General features: G+C 66.4%; 12 protein-coding genes. 8 read left to right on the top strand and 4 right to left on the bottom strand.

From position 1 onward, the window contains the following. Window positions 1-13: 13 nt before the first annotated feature. The 3 genes from BKA15_RS25665 to BKA15_RS25675 are packed head-to-tail and all read left to right on the top strand — an operon-like array spanning window position 14 to window position 6025. Window positions 14-598, top strand: a complete 585-nt coding sequence (locus BKA15_RS25665) for a hypothetical protein (protein ID WP_179755669.1) — start codon at window positions 14-16, stop codon at window positions 596-598. Next, complete coding sequence (locus BKA15_RS25670) at window positions 598-5004, top strand: coiled-coil domain-containing protein (protein ID WP_179755671.1); 4407 nt, start codon at window positions 598-600, stop codon at window positions 5002-5004. The genes BKA15_RS25665 and BKA15_RS25670 overlap by 1 nt, the downstream gene beginning before the upstream one ends. Further along, window positions 4997-6025, top strand: a complete 1029-nt coding sequence (locus tag BKA15_RS25675; protein ID WP_179755673.1) for a Wadjet anti-phage system protein JetD domain-containing protein — start codon at window positions 4997-4999, stop codon at window positions 6023-6025. The genes BKA15_RS25670 and BKA15_RS25675 overlap by 8 nt, the downstream gene beginning before the upstream one ends. Before the next feature lie 148 nt (window positions 6026-6173). Here the strand turns inward: BKA15_RS25675 and BKA15_RS25680 are convergent, their stop codons facing one another. Next, entirely contained in the window at window positions 6174-7802 is a 1629-nt protein-coding gene (locus tag BKA15_RS25680) for a TIGR04141 family sporadically distributed protein (RefSeq protein ID WP_312879709.1), read from the bottom strand. Between the two features lie 1300 nt (window positions 7803-9102). On the opposite strand from BKA15_RS25680, the gene BKA15_RS25685 reads away from it, so the two are divergent. Continuing rightward, window positions 9103-9363, top strand: a complete 261-nt coding sequence (locus BKA15_RS25685; protein ID WP_179755678.1) for a hypothetical protein — start codon at window positions 9103-9105, stop codon at window positions 9361-9363. A gap of 56 nt (window positions 9364-9419) precedes the next feature. Further along, window positions 9420-9752: a PIN domain nuclease gene (locus BKA15_RS25690; RefSeq protein WP_179755680.1), complete on the top strand. Its 333-nt coding sequence runs from the start codon at window positions 9420-9422 to the stop codon at window positions 9750-9752. A 59-nt stretch (window positions 9753-9811) separates the two neighbouring features. Here BKA15_RS25690 and BKA15_RS25695 read toward each other — a convergent pair whose 3' ends face one another. Continuing rightward, on the bottom strand, window positions 9812-10831 hold the full coding sequence (locus BKA15_RS25695; RefSeq protein WP_179755682.1) for a LacI family DNA-binding transcriptional regulator: 1020 nt from the start codon (window positions 10829-10831) through the stop codon (window positions 9812-9814). 155 nt (window positions 10832-10986) lie between these two features. On the opposite strand from BKA15_RS25695, the gene BKA15_RS25700 reads away from it, so the two are divergent. The 3 genes from BKA15_RS25700 to BKA15_RS25710 are packed head-to-tail and all read left to right on the top strand — an operon-like array spanning window position 10987 to window position 14548. Continuing rightward, on the top strand, window positions 10987-12651 hold the full coding sequence (locus BKA15_RS25700) for a type 2 periplasmic-binding domain-containing protein (protein WP_179755684.1): 1665 nt from the start codon (window positions 10987-10989) through the stop codon (window positions 12649-12651). Further along, a complete protein-coding gene (locus tag BKA15_RS25705; protein WP_312879322.1) occupies window positions 12648-13631 on the top strand; it encodes an ABC transporter permease in 984 nt (327 codons plus the stop codon). The genes BKA15_RS25700 and BKA15_RS25705 overlap by 4 nt, the downstream gene beginning before the upstream one ends. After that, window positions 13631-14548, top strand: a complete 918-nt coding sequence (locus BKA15_RS25710) for a carbohydrate ABC transporter permease (RefSeq protein ID WP_179755686.1) — start codon at window positions 13631-13633, stop codon at window positions 14546-14548. The genes BKA15_RS25705 and BKA15_RS25710 overlap by 1 nt, the downstream gene beginning before the upstream one ends. 59 nt (window positions 14549-14607) lie before the next feature. Here BKA15_RS25710 and BKA15_RS25715 read toward each other — a convergent pair whose 3' ends face one another. Both BKA15_RS25715 and BKA15_RS25720 read right to left on the bottom strand, forming a co-directional pair. Next, window positions 14608-16260, bottom strand: coding sequence for an RICIN domain-containing protein (locus BKA15_RS25715; protein WP_179755688.1), 1653 nt, complete (start codon window positions 16258-16260; stop codon window positions 14608-14610). A 16-nt stretch (window positions 16261-16276) separates the two neighbouring features. Beyond that, the gene (locus BKA15_RS25720; RefSeq protein WP_179755690.1) at window positions 16277-19693 is read right to left on the bottom strand and encodes a putative Ig domain-containing protein; all 3417 of its coding nucleotides are present in this window, start codon (window positions 19691-19693) and stop codon (window positions 16277-16279) included. Between the last annotated feature and the right edge of the window lie 182 nt (window positions 19694-19875).

The following is a 19875-nucleotide window of genomic DNA, read 5'->3' on the forward strand; positions in this document are numbered from 1 at the left end:
CGGGTACGCGAGCGTGGTGCGGTTCGCCGCCGAGCCGCTCGGTCTGCGCGTGCTCGGCGCCGATCCGCAGGTCGGGCTGATCCTCGACGTCGCGGACGACTCACCGTTTTCGCTCCGGTCGGACGACCTCGCGCGGGAGTTCAAGTGGACGTCGGCCGCGGAGCGGATCACGTACGGCGTCGCGTTCGTCGGCATCGCGACGTACTGCTACCCCACAGCGAACTCGTTCGGAGAGTCGGGCGCACGTCAGGTGACGGCCGTCGAGGTCGACGAATGGATCCGAAAGGCTGCGACCGCGGCGCAGACCGACTCGACGGTGGCCGGGGACGAGATCGCCACTGCCGACGCGCTAGCCGTATACGTAGCGGAGAAGTCGATCTCCCGGAACAAAGGATCGTCGGCCTTGCGTCAGGACTGCACCGTGTACCGGATCGGCCGTGTACTGCGCTGGCTGGCCGAGCAGCAATTCATGGTGCGCGACACCACCAAGTCGGACGTGTTCCGCAGCACAGAACGATTCCGTCTGCACGTCCGCGAGGTGGCAGCGAAGGCGGTCTTCGACGCCATACGATCGGCCGCAGCGGGGAAGGACGACTGATGTGGCATCTTCGGCGCGTTCACCTGGAATCGGTCGGGCATCCGGATGCCCGCTTCGATCCACTCACCGTGAATCTCACCGACATCGACGGGGAACCGACCTCTTCGGTGCTATGGCTGGAAAACATGGGCGGCAAGACGTCCTGGCTGTCGCTCGTGTTCTGCCCATTGCGACCGGCACTCGACGACTTCCTCGGGAGGCCCGATAAGTATCTGGGTGACTATGTGCTGGCGACAGACACGTCGCAGATCCTACTCGAGTTCGCTCAGATCGCCGGTGTCCGGACGCTATCGGGATCGGGCACGCGGCTTTTGCTGGGTCAGGTTATGCAGTGGAAGCACCGCCGCCAGGAGCGGTCCCGCGAGTCCACCCAGTTGCTAAGGCAATTCTGGGCAGCCGTCGTACCTCCGAGCGGTGGCCGGCTGACGTTCGAGAGTGCCGTACGGCTGATGCACACCGATGACGATCAACGCCGGCCGCTGTCCGACTTCTCGGCCGGGATTTCGTCGTTGATCGAAGGGGATGCGTTCCGGCCTGACAACCACCAGGGGCGCTGGGCGGACTGGCTCCGTCAGCACGGGCTGGACCCGGAGGTGTTCGCGGACGAACTCAAGATGTCGGCGGACGAGGGATCCATCTCGGAGCGGTTCCACTTCGAGGGCGGTGACCAATTCGTGCAATGGGCGATGCCGTACATCATTCCGCCGGAGGTGCCGGATGGTGTCGCGACTGTGGTCGAGGGTGTGCGGGACACGTTGACGCAGCGACCGAGCCTCCTCGCTCAACAGCAGTTCTGCCGGACGGTCGAGGGCAAGCTCGAGTTCGCCGCTTCGCAGCAGACTCAGCTGGAGGAGGAACGGTCGGAGGCGGCCGGAAACTGGGATGCGGCTTTGCGTCTGGTCGACCAGTTCCGCGCTGCGATGGTCCTTGCGAAAAGCTCAGTCCGACACCACAAAGGACGGGCAGAACACTTCGAGGACAAGGCGAAGAGGGCGCAGTCGGTCCGCAACCACCGCCAGCAGCAAGGTCGGGAAGCCCAACTTGTCGCGGCACGCTTGCAGTATGAGGAGGCAGCCGGGACTTACGGAGAGCTCACCGAACAGCTCGAGAAGGCGCAGCTGCGAGTTGACGCCTGGGAGATCACAGGTCGGTTGCGGTCCCAGGGTGAAGCCAAGGCCAGGCTGGCGCAGATCGGTGTGCTGCTCGGGGATATGGACGACCGCGCCGCGCCCCTACGCACAGCGGTCTCCGAGGCCGAGTTGCGACTTGCTGCCAAGCTCACGAGCCTTCGCGCCGTGGAACAGGCGACAGTAGACGAAGCGGAGGAGGAACTCGCGAACGCCGATAGTGCCGCTGCGGCCGCCGAGGAGGAGGAGGGGAAGGCCCGGAGCCAGTACCTCCAAGCGACCAGCGCGGTCGCGTCCGCAGAGGAGCGGATGCGGCAACTCGACGATGAGCTGTCCCGGGCGATAGAGGACGGCTTGCTTAGGTCTGGACAGCCACTCGATGACGCTCGGGCCTCAGCGGCGGCCGAACGCGACCGCTGGAACGCAGAGGTCGAACGCCTCGCGATTTTGGCGGACGGTGCTCTCGGGACCGTCGGCAGGGCGGAGAGAGAGCGTGAATCGGCGAGAGCGGCGCTGAGCGATGCCCAGGCTGAGTACGAGAAAGCCGCTGCGCGTTCTGAGGCCGTGGATGCCGCCTTGAGTCAGCTTTTGTCGACGCCGGGACTAACCGCGGTGTTCGATGCCGCGCACCCTGACGTATGGCAGGACGGCGAAGCGGCGGCCGATCGACTGAGCCGAGATGCGGACTGGGCGGCGGCCGATCGAGTGGCGGTCGAGCTCGCAGCCGCGACAGATACCCGGGCTGTGGACTGGTTGAATCGCACGGGTTTACTGCCACCCAGCCCCGATGTCGAGGCCGTTCTGGACGTCCTCGCCGCAGCGGAGGACATCGGCGTGGCCTTCTCTGGTTGGGACGTCCTTCGCAGGCGTGTGCCGGTTGACCAGCAGGCGGCGTATATCTCGCGGTGTCCTGAGATTGTCAGTGGAGTGGTCCTGGACGGTCCGTCTGACCTGGAAGCCGCGGCCGCGATCGCCAGGAGCGTGGTCCTGACCGGCCCGGTCGTTCTGACAACCATGGCTGCCCTTGACGGGGAACGGACGGAGCCATTCACGGTTCTCCAGGGCCCGGCCGCGTTGTACGACGAAAACGCGGCCGCGGCCGAGGCGACGCTTCGCGAGGCCCGACTGGACGCCTTCGACGAGGAAAAGCAAGCCGCGAGGGCCCGAGAGGACGAGGCCAGGTCAGCGCGGGCAGCGCTGACTGGATTTCTCGACCGGCATCCTGCCGACGCGGTCGCTCGCTGGCGCACAGAAGTGGCTGACCGCCAAGCAATTGTCCGGGAGGTACGCGAACGGCTCGGGACGACAGAAGTGGGCTACCGGCAAGCCCGTGCAACGGCGCAGGCCGCGACGGCAGCCGTGCAGCCGGCTCGTGATCGACTGGGTGAGGTCGAGCGAGCGCAGGAAGCACTTCGCGGGCTGAGCGACAGGCAAGCTGCTCGGCCGGGGGTGTTGGTCAATCTGCAGGAGGCAGGAGAACAGCTCGCTGCGGCCCGACGTCGTTCTCAGAAGGCTGATGCGGCCCGTCAGTCGGCGCGCACCCGGGAGAAATCGGCGAACGAGATGATCCTGGGGCTGCAGATTCGCATCAGCCGCATCGACGACGCGTTCACCCGTTGGCGATTGGAGGCCGTGGATACTGCACCGCCCGACGATCCGGTTGACAGCCTGGAGTTTGCTCTCGAGGCCGCGCGAACCGAACTGCAGCTGGCCAGCCCGCCCAGCGAACTGCTGCGCGAGCGCAACGACCTGCAGAAGCAACTCGCGGAGCTGGGGTCGCTGATCCGGCAGGCGAACGGCGAGGTCGTCACCCTCGCTCGGACACTGCTGTCCGGGCCAGAGGGCGCCACCCTGGACGCACGGGAGACCGCGCTCAGAGCCGCTAAGGCGAGCCTGATGGAGCTGGCGAAGCAGGAAGCGCTCGCCAAGCAGACATTGTCCGCTGCCCAGGACGACCTGCGGCAGAAGGAGGCGATCGCTCCGAGCCGTCGAGCGCCGCTCGACGAGGAGCCGGCCACCGCCGACCGAGCGCGGGAGCTGCTCGAGCAGTTGACAGCCCAGGCAGCAGCTGCGTTCGAGGAACACTCGGAAGCGACAGATTCCCAGAAGCATCACGCCCGAGCGGCCGACGAAGCCGAACAGGACCGGAAGGCTTTCGAGCGGGAAGCAGCTGACCTCGCGGTCGTGCTGCGCCGCTGTGCGGTGATGATGGATCGCCCCGCCGACATCATCGACCTGCCGCGGGAAGAGTCCGCATGGTCGGGTGGTACGGAGTTCGCCGAGAAGGCCCGGCGCGGCAGTCAGACCAAGCTCGACGACGCCGCCGAGTACATTAGGCTCGCGATTCAGGAACGTGACGGCGCGCTTGACGACGTCCGCCATCTCGCCAATCAATTCAGGAAGCTGCTCACCGACGACCTGCCGACGCTGATACCGCGGTTGACCGAGGGGACGGCGGACCAACGCGGCGCCTACGCACGTCAATTGACTGGTCAGCTGCATACGTTCGCGCTGACCATAGACAAGCAGCTCGCCGATGTTGAGCGGCACCGGCGGATCGTGATCGAGCATCTGGTCGGCAAGGTGAAGGAGACCGTGAAGCTGCTCGAGCGGATGCAGCGACGGACCCGGATGCCGGCCGGGCTCGAGGAGTGGTCGGATCGTTCGTTCCTACATCTCACCCATCCCAAGCTGCCCGAGACGACGGAAGAGCTGTCAGGCAAGGTCGCGACGGTTGTGGACCGGGTGTGCGCCGATCCGGACAAGACGGTGCCCTCCGGCATGGACCTGTTGTACACCGCGGTATCGGCTTCGATCGGCGGTCCGTTCCACGCAACGATCCTGAAACCTCACAAACGGCTGACAAACGAACGGGTGGACATCGGTGAAATGTCGGTGTTCTCCGGCGGCCAGAAGGTGACCGTAGCACTGGTGATGTTCGCCGCGCTGACCAGGATGCGCACCGAGGCCCGTTCATCAGGCTTGCAGACGAACGCCGCGCTGCCCCTGCTGCTAGACAATCCGATCGGCAAGGCCAATCAAGCCACGTTGATGGAGGTGCAACAACGGGTGGCGGATGCTTTCGGACTGCAGCTGATCTACACAACCGGGCTACACGACGTCGGTGCTCTTGCATCCTTCAAGAACATCGTGCGACTGGACGGTCGCGAGAACCCACGCTCAGGTCACGTTCATCTCGTCGTCGACAAGATGGCTGCCGATCTCGTGTACCTGGATTCCATCCGGCTGGTTCAGCATGAGGAGCCGGGGTATGACTGACATTGAGCGTTTCGTGGCCGAGCTCCGGGAAGCCGCGGGGCGGCGTACCCGGGTCGACACCGACGAGATCTGGCGGATCTTCATCCGGCTGTTCGTCGACGCATCTCGGGCCGTCGACGCCAGGAAACAGCTCGCCGAGCTCATCGGGGCGGCCGGCGAGGCTGGTTTGATTCAGCCGTCCGTTTCGACGGACAACCTCGCTCCGATTCCGTTACCCCGCTTCGTGAAACTGATCGACGGCCGGCCGGCGCGAGTTGGCCGCCGCCCGGTTCCGTGGGTGGATGCGCTTGCCTGGGCGTCGGACGTGGACCTCAGTGACCCGCAGTACGACGTGCTCGACCGTGTGAACCGTTGGCTGCGAGATGGTGGTGCGGAGCGTCCGATCGTTCCGGCCGAAGAGCGGTCTGCCGAACTGTTCGATGATGAGAAGGCGATCGCACGTCGAGTCGGGGGAACTGCGACGTTCTGGCGGCCAGATCGCTTATCGCCAACGCTGCTGCGGTACGAGAACGTGCCGATCCCGTTTGCATATCGGGTGGTTGGCGAGGGCACCAGCCTGCTGATGGTCGAGAACACTGCCGCGTTCCGGACTTGCGCCCGCCTCCTCGCCGCTGAGTCCGGCCACCCGTACTGCGCAGTCGCGTTCGGGCAGGGCACCTGGGCTGCGCAGACCATCACCGCAGCTCTCGACCATCCGACTCCGATCACTGAAGTCCATTACTGGGGCGACCTCGATGTCTGGGGGCTCGAGATCACCCGCGAGGTCCTCGCAGCTGCGAGGACGGTCGACCTCACCGCCCGTGTGCATACCTCGCTGTGGACTCTCATGCTCTCCAAGCGTTCGATCCCAACAACTAAGGGACCGACTACATTCGATCCCACGCTGGTCGACGTCCTGCCCGTGCAACTCCGCCAACGCGCAATAACGGTTCTTGCGAAGCGCCACAGAATCCCACAGGAACGAGTCGGCTACGAGCTTCTGCTCTGCACTCCGCGCTGGTGGGAGTTCTCGGGTCATTGACCGCGTTACGTCGCCCGGCTTGGCACAGAATTGGCCAACCAGTCTCGGTTGTCCACCACCTTCGTTAGAACCGCTCAACTGGGACGATCCGATTGCCGGTGCGCCTCCAGGCCCCGACTATCTGGACCGCCTTCCAGCGTGCAGGCGGTCATGTCTCGGCCAGGTGGATGGAACGAACCTCGACTTCGATGCGCGCCGACTGTAGAAGTCGAGCGGCCTGGACGAGCGCAACCTGCGAGAATGGAAACAGAGTGCGAGGCGTGATTTCCTCACCGGCTTTGAGCAGGATCCCGAAGATGATTTTGGCTGGCTTGAAGTCGGGCGGGAGTTCGCGGCCGCGCCCGTGCTTCCGGACGATCTCCCGGAATCGGCTGCGTGCCTGAACAGAACCCTCGAGGCCCTGGATGGCCACGCAGGCCTGCATGAAGAGGTGACTTAGTGGCGAGGACCCAGTGGCCTTCTTGACGTGGATCAACTCGTTGCCAGGTCCGAGCAGGTCGCACGCCTCAAAGCCCCACCGCGTGTGGAATTCGTCCTGGACTCCCTTGCGGTCCAGGCAGATCAGGTGAAGGTCGGGATCGAACGCAGCGGCCTCGTTGTAGTCGCGCTCCGACTGGTCCACACGCCAGTCGGGAAGAACGATGTCGGACCGGATCTTGAGTAGCTCATTCACCGCCTGGCGCAGCCGTTCCTGGTAGTCGGCGTCGATCTCGTACCAGTGGCCGTCCACGAGCGCGAAGTGCCGGTCATCGAAGTTTGTGATCGCTTCGAGCCACTCGATGGCCTTAGTGCCGCCAAGCAGATGGTCGCAGTCGTCGTCGGCATACGCCGAGATCCGCCCGTCCCGGAAGGATTGCAGTCTGGTTCCGGCCCGGAGAATGTGCGCCCGGTTGAGGAGATTGGCCACGGTGACCTCGGATTCTCTGCGGCTGACACCGTTCAGCCTGACCTTGTATGCGCGAACATCGTCGATCGCATCGGCGAGTTCCATGGGGACGACGCTGCTCAGCCGGTGCCCGGCCTCGTCGGCCTTATTGCCCAGCATCAGCTCGAGATCTTTGTCCAGGCGAGTGACGGTGTCGATATCCTGCAGGGGACGCATGCGGTCGGCGAACTCCAGGTCCGTGACGCGTGCTCGGTCGAGAACTTGAGCGATGGTTCGGATATCCGACACCAATTCGGCTGGGTCGGTCGCAAGGCGGATCCGCAAGCCGATGCCTCCGTCTATCGGCACAGGACGGTCCGGGCGCGTGTGGGTGAGTTGAAGGCTCTCCGACTTGCCGCCGGCGCCGCCCACGAGGTCGGCGTACGCATCGGACACGTCGAATGCCCAGATCGACGATCCGCTGGGCATCCGTGTCACCTCGGTCCTCCCACGGGCGCCAGGCCGTCGGCGCATCAGCTTGCTGACCTGCTTCGGATCGAGAGCGCGCATCGCGAACTCGAGCCCGAACCGGCGGTCCTTCTGATCGCCAGAAAGAAGTCGGTGGCCCTGGCCGTAGCCAATGGCATAGGTCCGCTTGTCGACGATCAGCAACAGGAGGCCAGCCGACCGCGAGTCAACGAAGTGCACCGGTCTGCCTGTGGTGCGGCTGGCGGCCAAGCACCACTCGGCCGAGTCTCCATCCGTGGTTCGAAACGACCCTTCGACCCATAGGCCTGGAGACCCGGCCACAGTGACGTCATCCACGTCGAAGTCCTCGAGCATGTCGATCTGTTCCTGGTCCAGAACGTCGAAGAGTGCGGCCGAGTTGTCATGGGGTAAGCCAAAGCCGATGCAATGTCACCAGCCGCGCCCGTGGAGTCCGAGTGGCCTCCAGCTTCCCTCCCGCCGCCCTGGTTGCCTCCCAATCCATGGTAAAGACTTTCCGGCTGTGGGGCTTGCTGCCTGACGAGACTGACTGGAACGCCGCACGATGGTGGGCACGGACCGCCGCGAGCGTACGGACACAAGGTGTTCCAGGCGCTTGACCCGACTACGGGTACCACATTCCAGGGGTCAAGGACATGCGCAACCGCTCCTACCTCTGGGGTCGCGGTGGGCGACCTGAGCCCGAAGGAGTTTGGCGGATCCGTCGCGGCGTTCAGACCCATCGCCAGAAGCCCGATCCCACAGGTTTGGCTGCCATTCCTTTCATCTCGTGTAGTGGGAGGAGGTGCAGTCGGATGGTCCTGGCGTCGCTTGTCAGCCGCAAGAGAAGTAACCGCATAGGAGCCGGTGTGAACCGTGAGGATGAGATCACGGGTTGCCATCGAGGACCCACGTGGCTGACGCTTTGCCAGTCATGGGACCATCGCTCGGCGTGGCCGCAGAGCTCCCCGGTTGTTCGGCCGATCTACTAGCCGAATGAGCTACCGGAAGTATGGGTGAGCCGTCTGGTCGCGGTCCTCCGACAAAGATGTGGCGCTCAGATTTGAGCATGATTACCGTTCGCGTCCGTGGGAGTCGCGCAGGACGACTCCAGATTTGATGAGCTGGTTTCGGATCGTGCTCGGATCGAGGTTCATCCTCGTCCCGATCCGCATCAACGAGTCACCACGAGCGTATCGACGTTGCATCTCTTGTATCTGGACTTTCGTGGGTCCGCGGCGTCGCAGTCTGACTCCACGCTCGCGAAGTCGCGTTGACAGTCGTTCGCGACTGACTCCGAATCTGCCGGCGATCGAGCGCAGCGTCTCGCCGGTGGCATAGCGAGTCTCAGCAGCGGTCAGCATTTGCTCGCTCAGGCACACGATCGCGCGCGCCATCTCGGTTCCAGACTCCCGCGCTGGCCAGGGGTGTTTCCGTATCTGAAGGTGTGTCGTCGTGACCCATTTCAGGATGGGGGCAGGGTTCGAACATTGTCGCGTTAGGTCCACCGGACTGAGGACGACCCTGCTCAGGTGCACTTGCACCTTTCGCCGGGTCGTCCGGTTGTTTTCTGGGGGTGCAACCCCCCAGGCCCCGCCCGGAGGGGCTTCGCCCCCGGACCCCCGTCGCGTCGGCTCAGACCTGGGCGCGGTCCCTGACCAGTGGCGGCTCGTTGGGCTGCGTGGAGCCCGCTTCGAATGGTCATACCAGGGGTAGAGTGGCCGGTATGGCCAGGAAGATCGGCGTGTCGCTCCCCGATGATCTCTACGAGTGGGCGACGGCCGCGGTGGCCGAGGGGCGGGCGGAGTCGGTGTCCGCGCTCGTGGCCGAGGGGCTGGAACTGTTGGAGGCAAGGGCACACCTCGAATGGATCGTGGCCGATCTGCGTACCGACGTGACCGTCGACGAGGCGTCGGAGGAGAAGCTGCGTGAGTTGCTCGCGGCGGCTGATCGGGCGCAACGGCGTCCCGGGGGCAGGGTCGCGTGAAAGGCGTTGTCCTCGATCCCGGCGCGCTGATCGCGCTTGAGCAACGGAAGCCGATCATGCTCCAGATCATCGAAGAGGTCCTCGCGGGTGCTCTGCAGATTGTCGTGCCGCGAACGGTCGTCGCGCAGGTGTGGCGTAGCGGACCGCGGCAGGCCGGCGTGGCGCGATTGATCAAGGCCGGTCGGCCTGATCATGGGCCGGTGATCATCGATGAACTCACGGCCGCGCGAGCGGAGCAGATCGGGATCACGATCGGTCGGGTCAAGCACCCCGACATCGTGGATGTGCATGTGGCCCTTGCTGCCCGCGAACGCCGCCATACCGTCTTCACGTCGGCTGACGCGGACATCGCTCGGGTCGATGCCGACCTGGAGATCGTCCACGTCTGACGTACGGCGAGGTTCTGGTCAGGTGTTTGTGGACCACGGCGGGCCCAGCGACGGCTTCGTCAGTGGGGCGGAGGGGCGGTTGACTCGCGGATCACCAGCTCGGGGGTCACGACGGAGGCGGGCAGGTTGGTCTCGCCCTCGGTCTGGCGCAGCAACAGCCCGAATGCGCGCGAGCCGAGGTCCTCGAAGTCCTGGTCGACGGTGGTCAGTGCCGGTCGCCACAGCGACACCAGGGGCTGGTCGTCGAAGCCGATGACGGAGACGTCCCGGGGGACATCAAGACCGTGGTCGGTCAGGGCGCGCATGATGCCCAGGGCGATCTCGTCGTTGCCGCAGAACACGGCGGTGACGTCGCGCCGTTCGGCGATCCGCTCACCCCAGCGATAGCCCGACCGTGCATCCCACTCGGCATTCATGACCTGTGGCACAGCGGCGTCAGCGGCCTTCAGCGCAGCGCGCCAGCCCTCGGTGCGGCCGGAGTGCTTGCCCTCGGTCGGGCCGGCGACGTGGTGCACGGTCCGGTGCCCGAGATCGAGCAGATACTCCGTGGCCCGGCGCCCGGCGGCACGTTCGTCGATCAGGGCCGCCGCCACCGGGCCGACTCGCCGTGAGCCGCCGCCGACCACCACCATCGGCAGGCCTTCCGGAAGGGACCGGGAGGCGCGCAGGCCGGCGCGGTCGAACTCGAGGACGATGACGCCGGCGGTCGGCTGGGAAAGGGTCAGGTCGACGGCGCGCTTCACGTGCTCGTCGGAGGCCGATTCGACCACGGTGATCGAGACGGCCATGCCGGCCTGTCGCGCGGCGATCTCGATGCCCTGAATCGTCTGCGCGTAGCCGTAGTTGGCGGTGCCGCCGGCGAGGACGGACACCAGCGTGCGCTGGGTGGAGCGCAGTGACCGAGCTGCCCCGTTGGGCCGGTAGCCGAGTGCGGCGATCGCTTCGTGGACGCGCTGCTTCAGCTCGGGTGCGACGTACTTGGTGCCGTTGAGCACCCGCGACACGGTCGGTACGGAGACGTTCGCCGCTGTGGCGACGTCGGCGAGCACCGGCGCTCGGTAGGACTTCGGGGCGGTCATGCTCCACAGGATAGACGTTTTCCTGATGTCCGGTTACGCTGGATAACGTTATCCCGGAGCCTTGTTCGCGTTCGCGATAGCGCTGAGAGGGACGGGGTGCCCGCTCCCATCCGTACGTTGCTCAACCTCCATCAACGCCGCTAGGAGGCCAGTCCATGGTCGAGTTGTCCCGCCGTACCTTCCTCGGAGCCGTCGGTATCGGAGTCGGCGGTCTTGCCGCCGGAGGAGCCCTCAGCGGATGCTCCAACGATGCCGGTCCGGCCGTGGGAGGGGCCGAGTTCACGCTGCCGAGCTACCGGGCCGCCCCGGATCTCGACGTGCAGCCCTATCACGCCACGAAGACGCCGGGGATGGAGAACGTCTACACCGAGCAGGTGCAGACCTACTTCAAATCCGTGAACCGCGAGCCCGGTTCCGGCGGCAAGGTCACCAGCTTCCAGCTCACCTGGGGCGATCCGTCCAAGCCGTTGAAGGAGAATCCGTACTGGCAGGAGTTGAACAAGCGCCTCGGCGTGAGCTTCGAGCCGCAGTTCGTGCCCCAGCCGGTCTTCGACCAGAAGTTCGCCACCATGCTCGCCTCCGGCGACGTGCCCGACCTGGTGTTCGTCAACGACCAGTCGGCGGCGAATCTCCAGGGCATCCGCGACGGCGCCTTCGCCGACCTGTCCGAGACGCTGTCCGGCGACAACATCCTCAAGTGGCCCAACCTGGCCGCACGCAAGGAGGAGATCTGGCAGGCGAGCCTCAAGGACGGGCGGATCTATCAGATCCCTTCCATCGTCTGGGCGCTCACCAACCTGCCGACCATGCGCGCCGATCTGGTCGAGCAGACCAGCGTCGGCCGCGCCCCGACCGACGCAGAACAGCTGTTCACCATGCTCAAGGAGGTCTCGGCGCTCGGCTCGGGCCCCGGCGGCCAGAAGGTGTACGGCCTGAACAAGTACGACCCCGCCACGGCGCTCATGTTCCAGCGGCTGTTCCGGACCGGCCCCGAGTGGCAGCTGAACGACGACGGCGTCCTGGTGCACATGATCGAGACCGAGAACTACAAAGCGATGCTCGCATGGCTGGCCCGCGCCTGGTCCGAGCGCATCTTCGATCCGGTCTCGCTGTCGCCCACGCCGGCCGACATCGTCTCGGGTGCAGCGCTGCGCTACGACGCGGTCGGCGCGGCGATCAGTGCCACCGGGCTGTCCCAGTGGGAGAAGGATCTTCCGGGGGCGAAGTTCGACTTCTTCGACCTGCCGGGTTTCGACGGTTCGGCGCAGGTCGTCGTTCGGAACATTCCCTACGGCAGGTCGACCTGCGTCTCGGCCGCGGCGGCCGAGGACGAGGGCCGGCTCACCGAGATCCTCAATGTCCTGGACTACTTCTCGGCCCCGTACGGTTCGGAGGAAGCCCTGTTCGTCGGTTCGGGCATCGAGGGGCGCCACTTCGACTTCGATGAGCACGGCATGCCGATCCCCAACGCGAAGAACGCGACCGAGCTGGGCGTCCAGTACGTCGGCGTCACCAGCGGGGACAACTCGTACCGGGTGCATCCGAACGCGGCTCCGTGGGTCGACTCGTTCGTCAAGGTGATGGAGTCTCTGGCGGAGAATTCGATCGTTCGGCCGCTCGAAGGCCTGGAAGGTGCCTCGCAGACCTTCGTCACCAAGGGCGCGCAGCTGAAGCAACTGCTGACCGACTTCGAGAACGGCGTGATCACCGGCAGAGCCTCGCTCGATGACCTCGAGTCGTTCATCGGCAACTACATGAGCCAGGGCGGGACCCAGGTCAAGGACGAGTACACCCAGGTGCTCAAGGACGCGGGCAGGTGAGCCTGGGTACGGCAGCGGGGCCCGGGACCCGCACCGGGCGCGAACCAGGGCCCACCGCCACGCCGCCGCAGCGCCGCACCCTGACGCTGCGCCAACGGGTCTGGCGCGAGCGCTGGACGTACACGTTCATCCTTCCTGGTGCGTTGTTCTTCCTCGTGTTCGCATACGTGCCGATGCTCGGCAACATCGTGGCCTTCCAGGACTTCTCACCGTTCCGCGGCTTTGCCCGATCACCCTGGGTCGGCCTGGACAACTTCCTGACGATCTTCAGCGACCCCGAGGTGCTGACGGCGCTGCGGAACACGCTGGTGATCGCGTTCCTGCAGTTGATCTTCGCTTTCCCGGCGCCGATCGCCCTGGCCCTGCTGCTCGACTCGCTGCTGTCGAGGAGGATCAAGCGGCTGGTCCAGACCGTCGTCTACCTGCCGCACTTCCTGTCCTGGGTGATCATCATCTCGGTCTGGCAGCAGGTGCTCGGCGGCGGCGGCCTGGTCGCCAACCTGCTCAGCGATTGGGGCGTCGTCGGCTTCGATGCGATGACCAACGCCGACACGTTCAAACCGCTGGTGGTCGCGCAGGGGATCTGGAAGGACATCGGCTGGGGCACGATCATCTTCTTCGCTGCCATCGCAGGGATTCCGCAAGATCGCTACGAGGCTGCGGCCGTCGACGGTGCCTCGGCCTGGCGCCGGATCTGGCACGTGACGCTGCCGGGCCTGCTCCCGGTGACGACGCTGCTGCTGATCCTCAACCTCGGCAGCATCCTCACCGTCGGCTTCGAACAGCTCCTGCTGCAGCAGCCGATGGTCGGGGCCGACGCCGCGCAGGTCCTGGACACGTTCGTCTACTTCCGCGGAGTGCTCGGCGGCGAATGGGGTGTGGCCACGGCCGCCGGCCTGCTCAAGGGCGTGATCGGGACCGTCCTGGTGCTCGGAGCCAACCGGCTCGCCAAACGGTTCGGCGGGGAGGGGATCTTCTGATGGCGACCCAGACCCTTTCGCCGCCCCGGACCGGGCAGACCGGCCGTCCGCCCTGGCTCGACCCGGCGCCGCTGTGGCTGCGGACGATCAAGGCGGTGGTGATCATCATGATCGTGATCACCATGCTCTACCCGCTGGTGTACGTGATCGCGATGAGCTTCGCCTCGCCGGCGCAGGCCCGGGCCGGGGTGATCTTCCCGACCGAGTTCTCCCTGGACGCGTACCGGGCGATCTTCAACGGCGGCACGGTCGCGCGCGGGCTGATGAACTCGCTGTGGGTGACCGTCGTCGGCACCGTGCTGTCGCTGACCGCGTCGTCGATGCTGGCCTGGGGCCTGAGCCGTACCAGACAGGTGCCCGGGTCGAAGGCGATCTTGATCATGGTGCTGGCCACGATGTTCTTCAGTGCCGGGATCATCCCGAACTTCCTGCTGGTCAAGTCCCTCGGCCTGCTCGACTCGCTCTGGTCCTTGATCATTCCGGGCCTGGTCTCGGCGTTCAACATGATCGTCATCCGGAACTTCTTCATGAACCTGCCGGGCGAGTTGATCGAGGCGGCCCGGATCGACGGCGCGGGGGAGTGGCGGATCTTCCTGGGCATCGTCCTGCCGCTCTCCAAACCGGTGCTCGCCGTGATGGGCCTGTTCTACGCCGTGGGCTACTGGAACACGTACTTCAATGCCCTGCTCTACATCAACGACGCGTCGAAGTGGCCGATCCAGGTGGTCCTGCAGCAGTACGTCCTGGCCGGTGTCCAGATTCCCGGCGCCGTCGTCTCTCCCGACCAGCCACCGCCGCCCGGGATCACGCTGCAGATGGCGGTGATCGTCCTGGCCACGGTCCCGATCCTGATCGTCTACCCGTTCCTCCAGCGCTACTTCACCAAGGGCGTCCTGACCGGAGCCATCAAGGGCTGACCGCCGAACACCAGGAGGGCCGAGCGCAGTGCGCTCGGCCCCTCCGTTGTGCCGTCCTGTCAGGTGACCCGGATCAGTCGCCAGCGCTGTGGCACGCCGCCGTTGGTGCGCCATTGCACGGCGGGCTCGCCGTCGACCTCCGTGTTGCGGTTGTCCAGGGCCAGTCCGGAATGCTCGCAGGTGAGCGCGACCGCACCGCCGCCGACATCGGTGATGCGCCAGCGCTGACTGGCTCCGCCGCGATCGGTCCACTGCCTGACCTGGGAACCCTCGGCGGTGAGGCTGACGTTGTCGAGCGCCTTGCCCGAGTGCTCGCAGATGAGCTTGGAATAGCCGCTGCCGACGTCGGTGATCTTCCAGCGCTGCTGCACGCCGCCGTTCTCGCCCCACTGGATCACCGGTTTCCCGTCGACCGTGGAGCGGCCGTTCTCCAGGAACTTGCCGGAGCGTTCGCACATGAGGTGATAGATGCCGCCGGAGACGACGGCCGGGGTGGAACGCAGGTGCGCGAGGGTGCCCCAGCCGAGGGCGTCGAAGCCGCCGGAGTTGCCGCCGTAGTCGCCACCACCTCCCTCCGGGCGCACCACGGCCGCCATCCGTGCCACGTTGGGCATCCGCAGCCCGCGCCTGACGCTGTAGTGGTTGTAGACGAGCTCCCACACCGGCCGGAGCTGCCCGCGCCCGCCGGTGGAGATGGCGGTGTGCTCGATGTTGTCGCAGTTGCGGTACGTCGTGAACGGCACGTCGTAGCCGAGGTTGTAGCGGGCCACGTACTCGGCCGCCTTGGCGAAGGCGTTGTCGCGGGCGGAGTACAGGTCGATGCCCTGGTTCCAGGCCATCTCCAGGAGGGCCCCCATCAGCCCGATGCCCATGATGGAGTGCGCCTGGTCGCGGCCCGACTCCTGCCACTGGGCCAGGTCGCCGTGGACGAACGGGATGGCGCCGTTGATCGACCCGGCGCCGTTGCCGTTGTAGAAGTAGTCCACGGCTTCGTCGATCTGCGTCTGGTCGTCGCGGAGGATGCCGATGGCCATGATCGAGGCCATGTTGCACAGGTCCCAATTGGCCCAGTAGTGGGTGTCGCAGGTGCCGTTGTGCCTGATCAGGAAGTCGCTGTTGAGCTCGTAGAAGACGGTCTGCATCATGCCCTGGAACCGCCCCAGGTCGAACCCGGGCGCGCCGCGGATCAGCTCCCCGGCGTTGGCGAACTGGTACCCGTAGATGCCCGAGGCGAGCCGGGAGTCCGACGGCGGCCAATAGATGGACTTCAGCGTCTCCGACCAGGCGTTGCAGATCCGTACCGCCGCGTCGCGATGCGCGGTGCTGCCGCTGATCTGCCAGCGCAGCGCGTTCTGATAGGCGGCGTGGACGTCGTGGTAGAGCAGCCAGTAGTTCTGCGGTTTGTCGGTGTTGCCGCGGACGATCTCCTCGACCGGCTGCGGCGTCCAGTCGCTCTGCGAGTGGGCGTTGGCGACCAGCCTGTCCCAGCCCTGTTTCCACGGCTGGGCGCCGGCGGCGACCTTGGCCCTCATCCGGTCGAGGTCGGCCCTGGTGTGCAGCGCTCCCGGATGGGTGAGCGCCTGAGCGGTGCCCTCCTCGGCCCGAGCGATCGCGGGACCGCCGCCCGAGGCGGCCAGGGCGCCCGCGGCGACCGCGCCCTTCAGCAGGTTGCGCCGCCGGAAGATGGCCCGATGGTTCTGATGGTCGGACATGGTCCCCTCCTCAGGGTCACGCGAGGTCGCCGAAGAACTGGACCTCGCCGAGGTTGCCGTGCCAGCGGTTCGGGTTGTAGATCTTGAAGTAGCGGTAGTACGTGGCGTCCGCGACGGTCCGCCCTTGCCAGACGCCGGCGGCGGTCTTGGTCAGCGGCTCGGTGAGGTCTGTCCAGGTCTGGCCGTCGTGGGAACCCTGGACGATGGTGCCGTCGGACCGAGAGGTGCAGCACAGGCGCGGCAGGAAGAACACCTCGTCGAGGCGTACGGAAGCACCCGCACCGAAGTCGATCGTGTAGTACGAGCCCACGCCGGTGTTGAGATCGCCGGCCGTGTCGGCGTCGTCGTCGAACAGCAGGTAGCCGACCTCGTCGGGGCCTGGCACGCCGTTCGGCCATCCGCCGGAGGAGGCGGTGACGGTGGCGAGGTTCGCGACGTCGATGCGTTGGTCGCGGTCGCCGCCGACGAACAGTTTGGAGCCGTCGGTGGTGCCGTACAGGGTGGGGCCGGCCCTGCCGTCGGCGGTGTAATCGACGGAGAACGTGACCGGTCCGGCCTCGACGTCGTCGAGCGGCACCGCGGCGGTCCAGGTGATGCCGTCATCCGAGGTCGCGTTCGCGGTCAGGCCCAGGACGTTCACGGCGAGGGAGTCGACCGGCTCCTTCGTGGTGACCGTGGCGGTCACGGTGTCGCCGACCGCGATCTTGCCCGCGACCGCGTCGTCGGATTTGAGCGACGCCGACTTGATCAGATTGCCGATCTCGTGGCGCTCACCGTAGATGTGGAACTCGGTCATCTCGAACAGGCCCCGGATGATCCCGTACAGGACGTCCGGCAGCGGTTCGATCATCTGGATCTTCAGGTACCGGAACTGGTCGTCCCGGAATTCCGGGGCGACGTCCAGGGTGTTGAAGTCCTGGGTGAACGCCGTGACTCCGGGCGTGATCCGGGTCCAGGTGGTGCCGTCGTTGGAGCCGTACATCGTCGAGTTGGCGAGGCGGTCGGCGAAGATGTTGCTCTGGAACCCGAACTTCCTGGCCGAGACCCGGAAGTCGGGTCCGAAGTCGAACGTGTGCGACAGGTTGACGGCCTGGGGATAGACGGTGCCGGTCTGCTCGTCCCCGTCCAGGAGGAGCGCGGTGCGGTCCCCCGCAGTGGAGGAGGCGACGAGCTCTGGGTAGTCGAGGCTGCCGTCCACAGCACTCTTCGGCGAGATCAGGCGCAGCCCGTCGACGGCCGCCACTAGGTCCGCCAGCGCGGCCAGGTATTCGGCGTCGGAGCCGCGGCGGCGCAGGTCCGCGGCGGCGTCGCGCGCGGTGGTGTACGCGGCCTCGGTCCCCGACTCGTAGCCGTCGTCGAGGTCGAGGCGGCCTTCGGCGAGCCGGAACGTACCCCCGCGGTTGTTGGCGATGTCGATGGTCAGTCGGCGGGCGGCGACGACCGAGCCGTCGTCGGCGGCAACGGTGACCGACCAGCTGCCGGCTTGATCCGGCGTCCAGGTCAACGTTCCCGTGGCCGGGTCGAGCACGGCGCCCCGTGGCAGCCCGGTCGCGGTGTAGGTCGTGCCGTCGGCGGCGGCCGCCGAGAGGTCAAGGGTGATCTTGGCGCCCTTCCAGCCGACGATCCGGTCGGCCGCGTCCTCCGGGAAGACCGGCCCGTCGAGCTCGGCCCCGGCGACGTTGATGTGGTCGAGGTCGACCGCCGCGCCCTGCGTCTCGATGAACACGATGTTGTCCATCGGCCTCTCGACGATCACGTAGCGCCACTCGCCGCCGGTGTCCGGCACGTTCACGGTACGGTCGCGCCGGACCGTGTTGTCGTGACTGGCGCCGCCCAGATGCATCACGGCAGCGCCCTCGGTACGGACGAGGAAACCCTGCTGCGGAAGGTTGGTCGCGCCGCTGAGGTACGCGATCTTCGAACCGTCGGCCAGCCTCACGTGGCCGTCGACGGCTTCGACGTCCCCGGCGAGGTGCGTGTAGCGCTGCTCGACCTCGCGGAGGTTGGGGTCGGCGGCCGGCGGCGGAGCCGATTCGCCGGTCGCCTCGGCCGGCGCGAACAGCCACGAGTCGCCGCCGCCGTCGCGGCCGTCCCAACCGATGACAGCCGGCCCGGGACGCTTGGCGTAGGCCTCCGCGAAGAACGGCGCCAGTTCCGCGACATCCTTGCCGAGCGTGAACCGGTAGTGGTAATAGATCTCCCAGAAGCTCGCGGTCGCGTACCGGCCGCGATAGCCGTCGGCGATGTGGTTGTAGGTGTCGCGGATCGTGCCATCGGGCGAGATCGCGTAGGCGATCGGCGTCCACTCGGGGTCCCGGCCGGACATGAACTGCCAGAAGTAGTCGGCGGCCTTCAGAATCCGGTCGTCGAGGAACTCGTACGGACCGACGGCGTCGGCGGCGGTCGAGACCGTGCCCTCGACGGGGTCGACCAAGGTGCCCTGGGCCATCATCATGCGGGACAGCGCGGCGAAGTTCGTGAGGTTGCCGCCGCCGTGCGCCTGGTCGCGGCCCATCTCGGTCAACTGGACATGCGGGTCGTCGATGGGTTCGCCGGTCTTGTCGTTCTTGTCGACCCAGCGGGCCAGCCACTTGATCGAGCCGTTGAAGCCGCGGTCCTTGGCGGTCGAGTTGACCGTGAACCACTCGACCTTCTCCGCGTACAGGTCCTTGTCGTCCATGAAGATCGCCCCGGCCATCGAGCCCAGCAGCGGGTAGTTGTGCTGATTCATGAAGTGGTCCGGGGACGACATGAACGTGGCGATCGCCGGCCTGATCAGGTTCTTGCTGAGCGCCTGGGTGTCGGCCTCGGTCCACTCGAGTGCCTGATCGTCGCCGCAGCTGGTGGACCGAAGGAGCTCCGCGGCGGAGGCCATGCGGAAGAGCGGGATGCCGTTGTGGATGTGCGAGTCGACGTAGTACTCGTACTTGGCGGGATTCATCTGCTCCCAGTTGCGCAGGATGGCGAGCGCGTTCCGGCGGTGCACCTCCTTCCCGGTGAGCACGTGCAGCACCGCCTGCGTGTACGACTTCAGGCCGTCCGCCTCGAACAACCCCCTTGTGCCTGCGTTGAACGCGTCCGTGCGAGGCTTCGTCGGGTCTGCGGCCGAGGCATTGGAGGGGCGTACGTTCTCGCCGGCGGCACTGGACTGCTTGAGGGCCTCGAACCCGGACACCCACGGCTCGGCCCCGGCCGCGAGCTGGTCGCGCACGTTCTCCAGGATCGGCTCGGTCAGCCCGATGCCGGGATGGGTGAAGCCGGCCGCGCTGGTCGTGGGGTGGATCCGCACCTCGCAGGTGCCGGTCACCTCGGCCTTCGCCGGCGGGGTCGGGACCGGCCCGATGAGCAGGAGCATCCCGAGCGCCAACGCGAGCGCCAGCGCCCGTGGGAGGACAGTGGAGTGGCCGCGCGGAGCAGCCTGCAGGGGACTCATGATCGGTACCTTCTTCGTTGAGGGTGGGGGAGCATTCGTCGGGTCGAGGCCGCAAGCGAGCCAGCCGCATCACCGCTGCACGGCAGCGGAGCTACGCGTGGGATATCGTTATCCCACGGATAACGTTATCCGAGATCGGCACGCGAAGCAATGCCCGGGAGAGATCAGCACATCGTCCGGCC

Source organism: Microlunatus parietis (assembly GCF_013407955.1).
GTDB lineage: Bacteria > Actinomycetota > Actinomycetes > Propionibacteriales > Propionibacteriaceae > Microlunatus > Microlunatus parietis.

Excerpts from the sequence above, each read along its gene's own strand:
- BKA15_RS25670 (WP_179755671.1), top strand. The coding sequence starts at position 598 with ATGTGGCATCTTCGGCGCGTTCACCTGGAATCGGTCGGGCATCCGGAT.
- BKA15_RS25675 (WP_179755673.1), top strand. The coding sequence starts at position 4,997 with ATGACTGACATTGAGCGTTTCGTGGCCGAGCTCCGGGAAGCCGCGGGG.
- BKA15_RS25685 (WP_179755678.1), top strand. The coding sequence starts at position 9,103 with ATGGCCAGGAAGATCGGCGTGTCGCTCCCCGATGATCTCTACGAGTGG.
- BKA15_RS25690 (WP_179755680.1), top strand. The coding sequence starts at position 9,420 with ATGCTCCAGATCATCGAAGAGGTCCTCGCGGGTGCTCTGCAGATTGTC.
- BKA15_RS25695 (WP_179755682.1), bottom strand. The coding sequence starts at position 10,831 with ATGACCGCCCCGAAGTCCTACCGAGCGCCGGTGCTCGCCGACGTCGCC.
- BKA15_RS25700 (WP_179755684.1), top strand. The coding sequence starts at position 10,987 with ATGGTCGAGTTGTCCCGCCGTACCTTCCTCGGAGCCGTCGGTATCGGA.
- BKA15_RS25710 (WP_179755686.1), top strand. The coding sequence starts at position 13,631 with ATGGCGACCCAGACCCTTTCGCCGCCCCGGACCGGGCAGACCGGCCGT.
- BKA15_RS25715 (WP_179755688.1), bottom strand. The coding sequence starts at position 16,260 with ATGTCCGACCATCAGAACCATCGGGCCATCTTCCGGCGGCGCAACCTG.
- BKA15_RS25720 (WP_179755690.1), bottom strand. The coding sequence starts at position 19,693 with ATGAGTCCCCTGCAGGCTGCTCCGCGCGGCCACTCCACTGTCCTCCCA.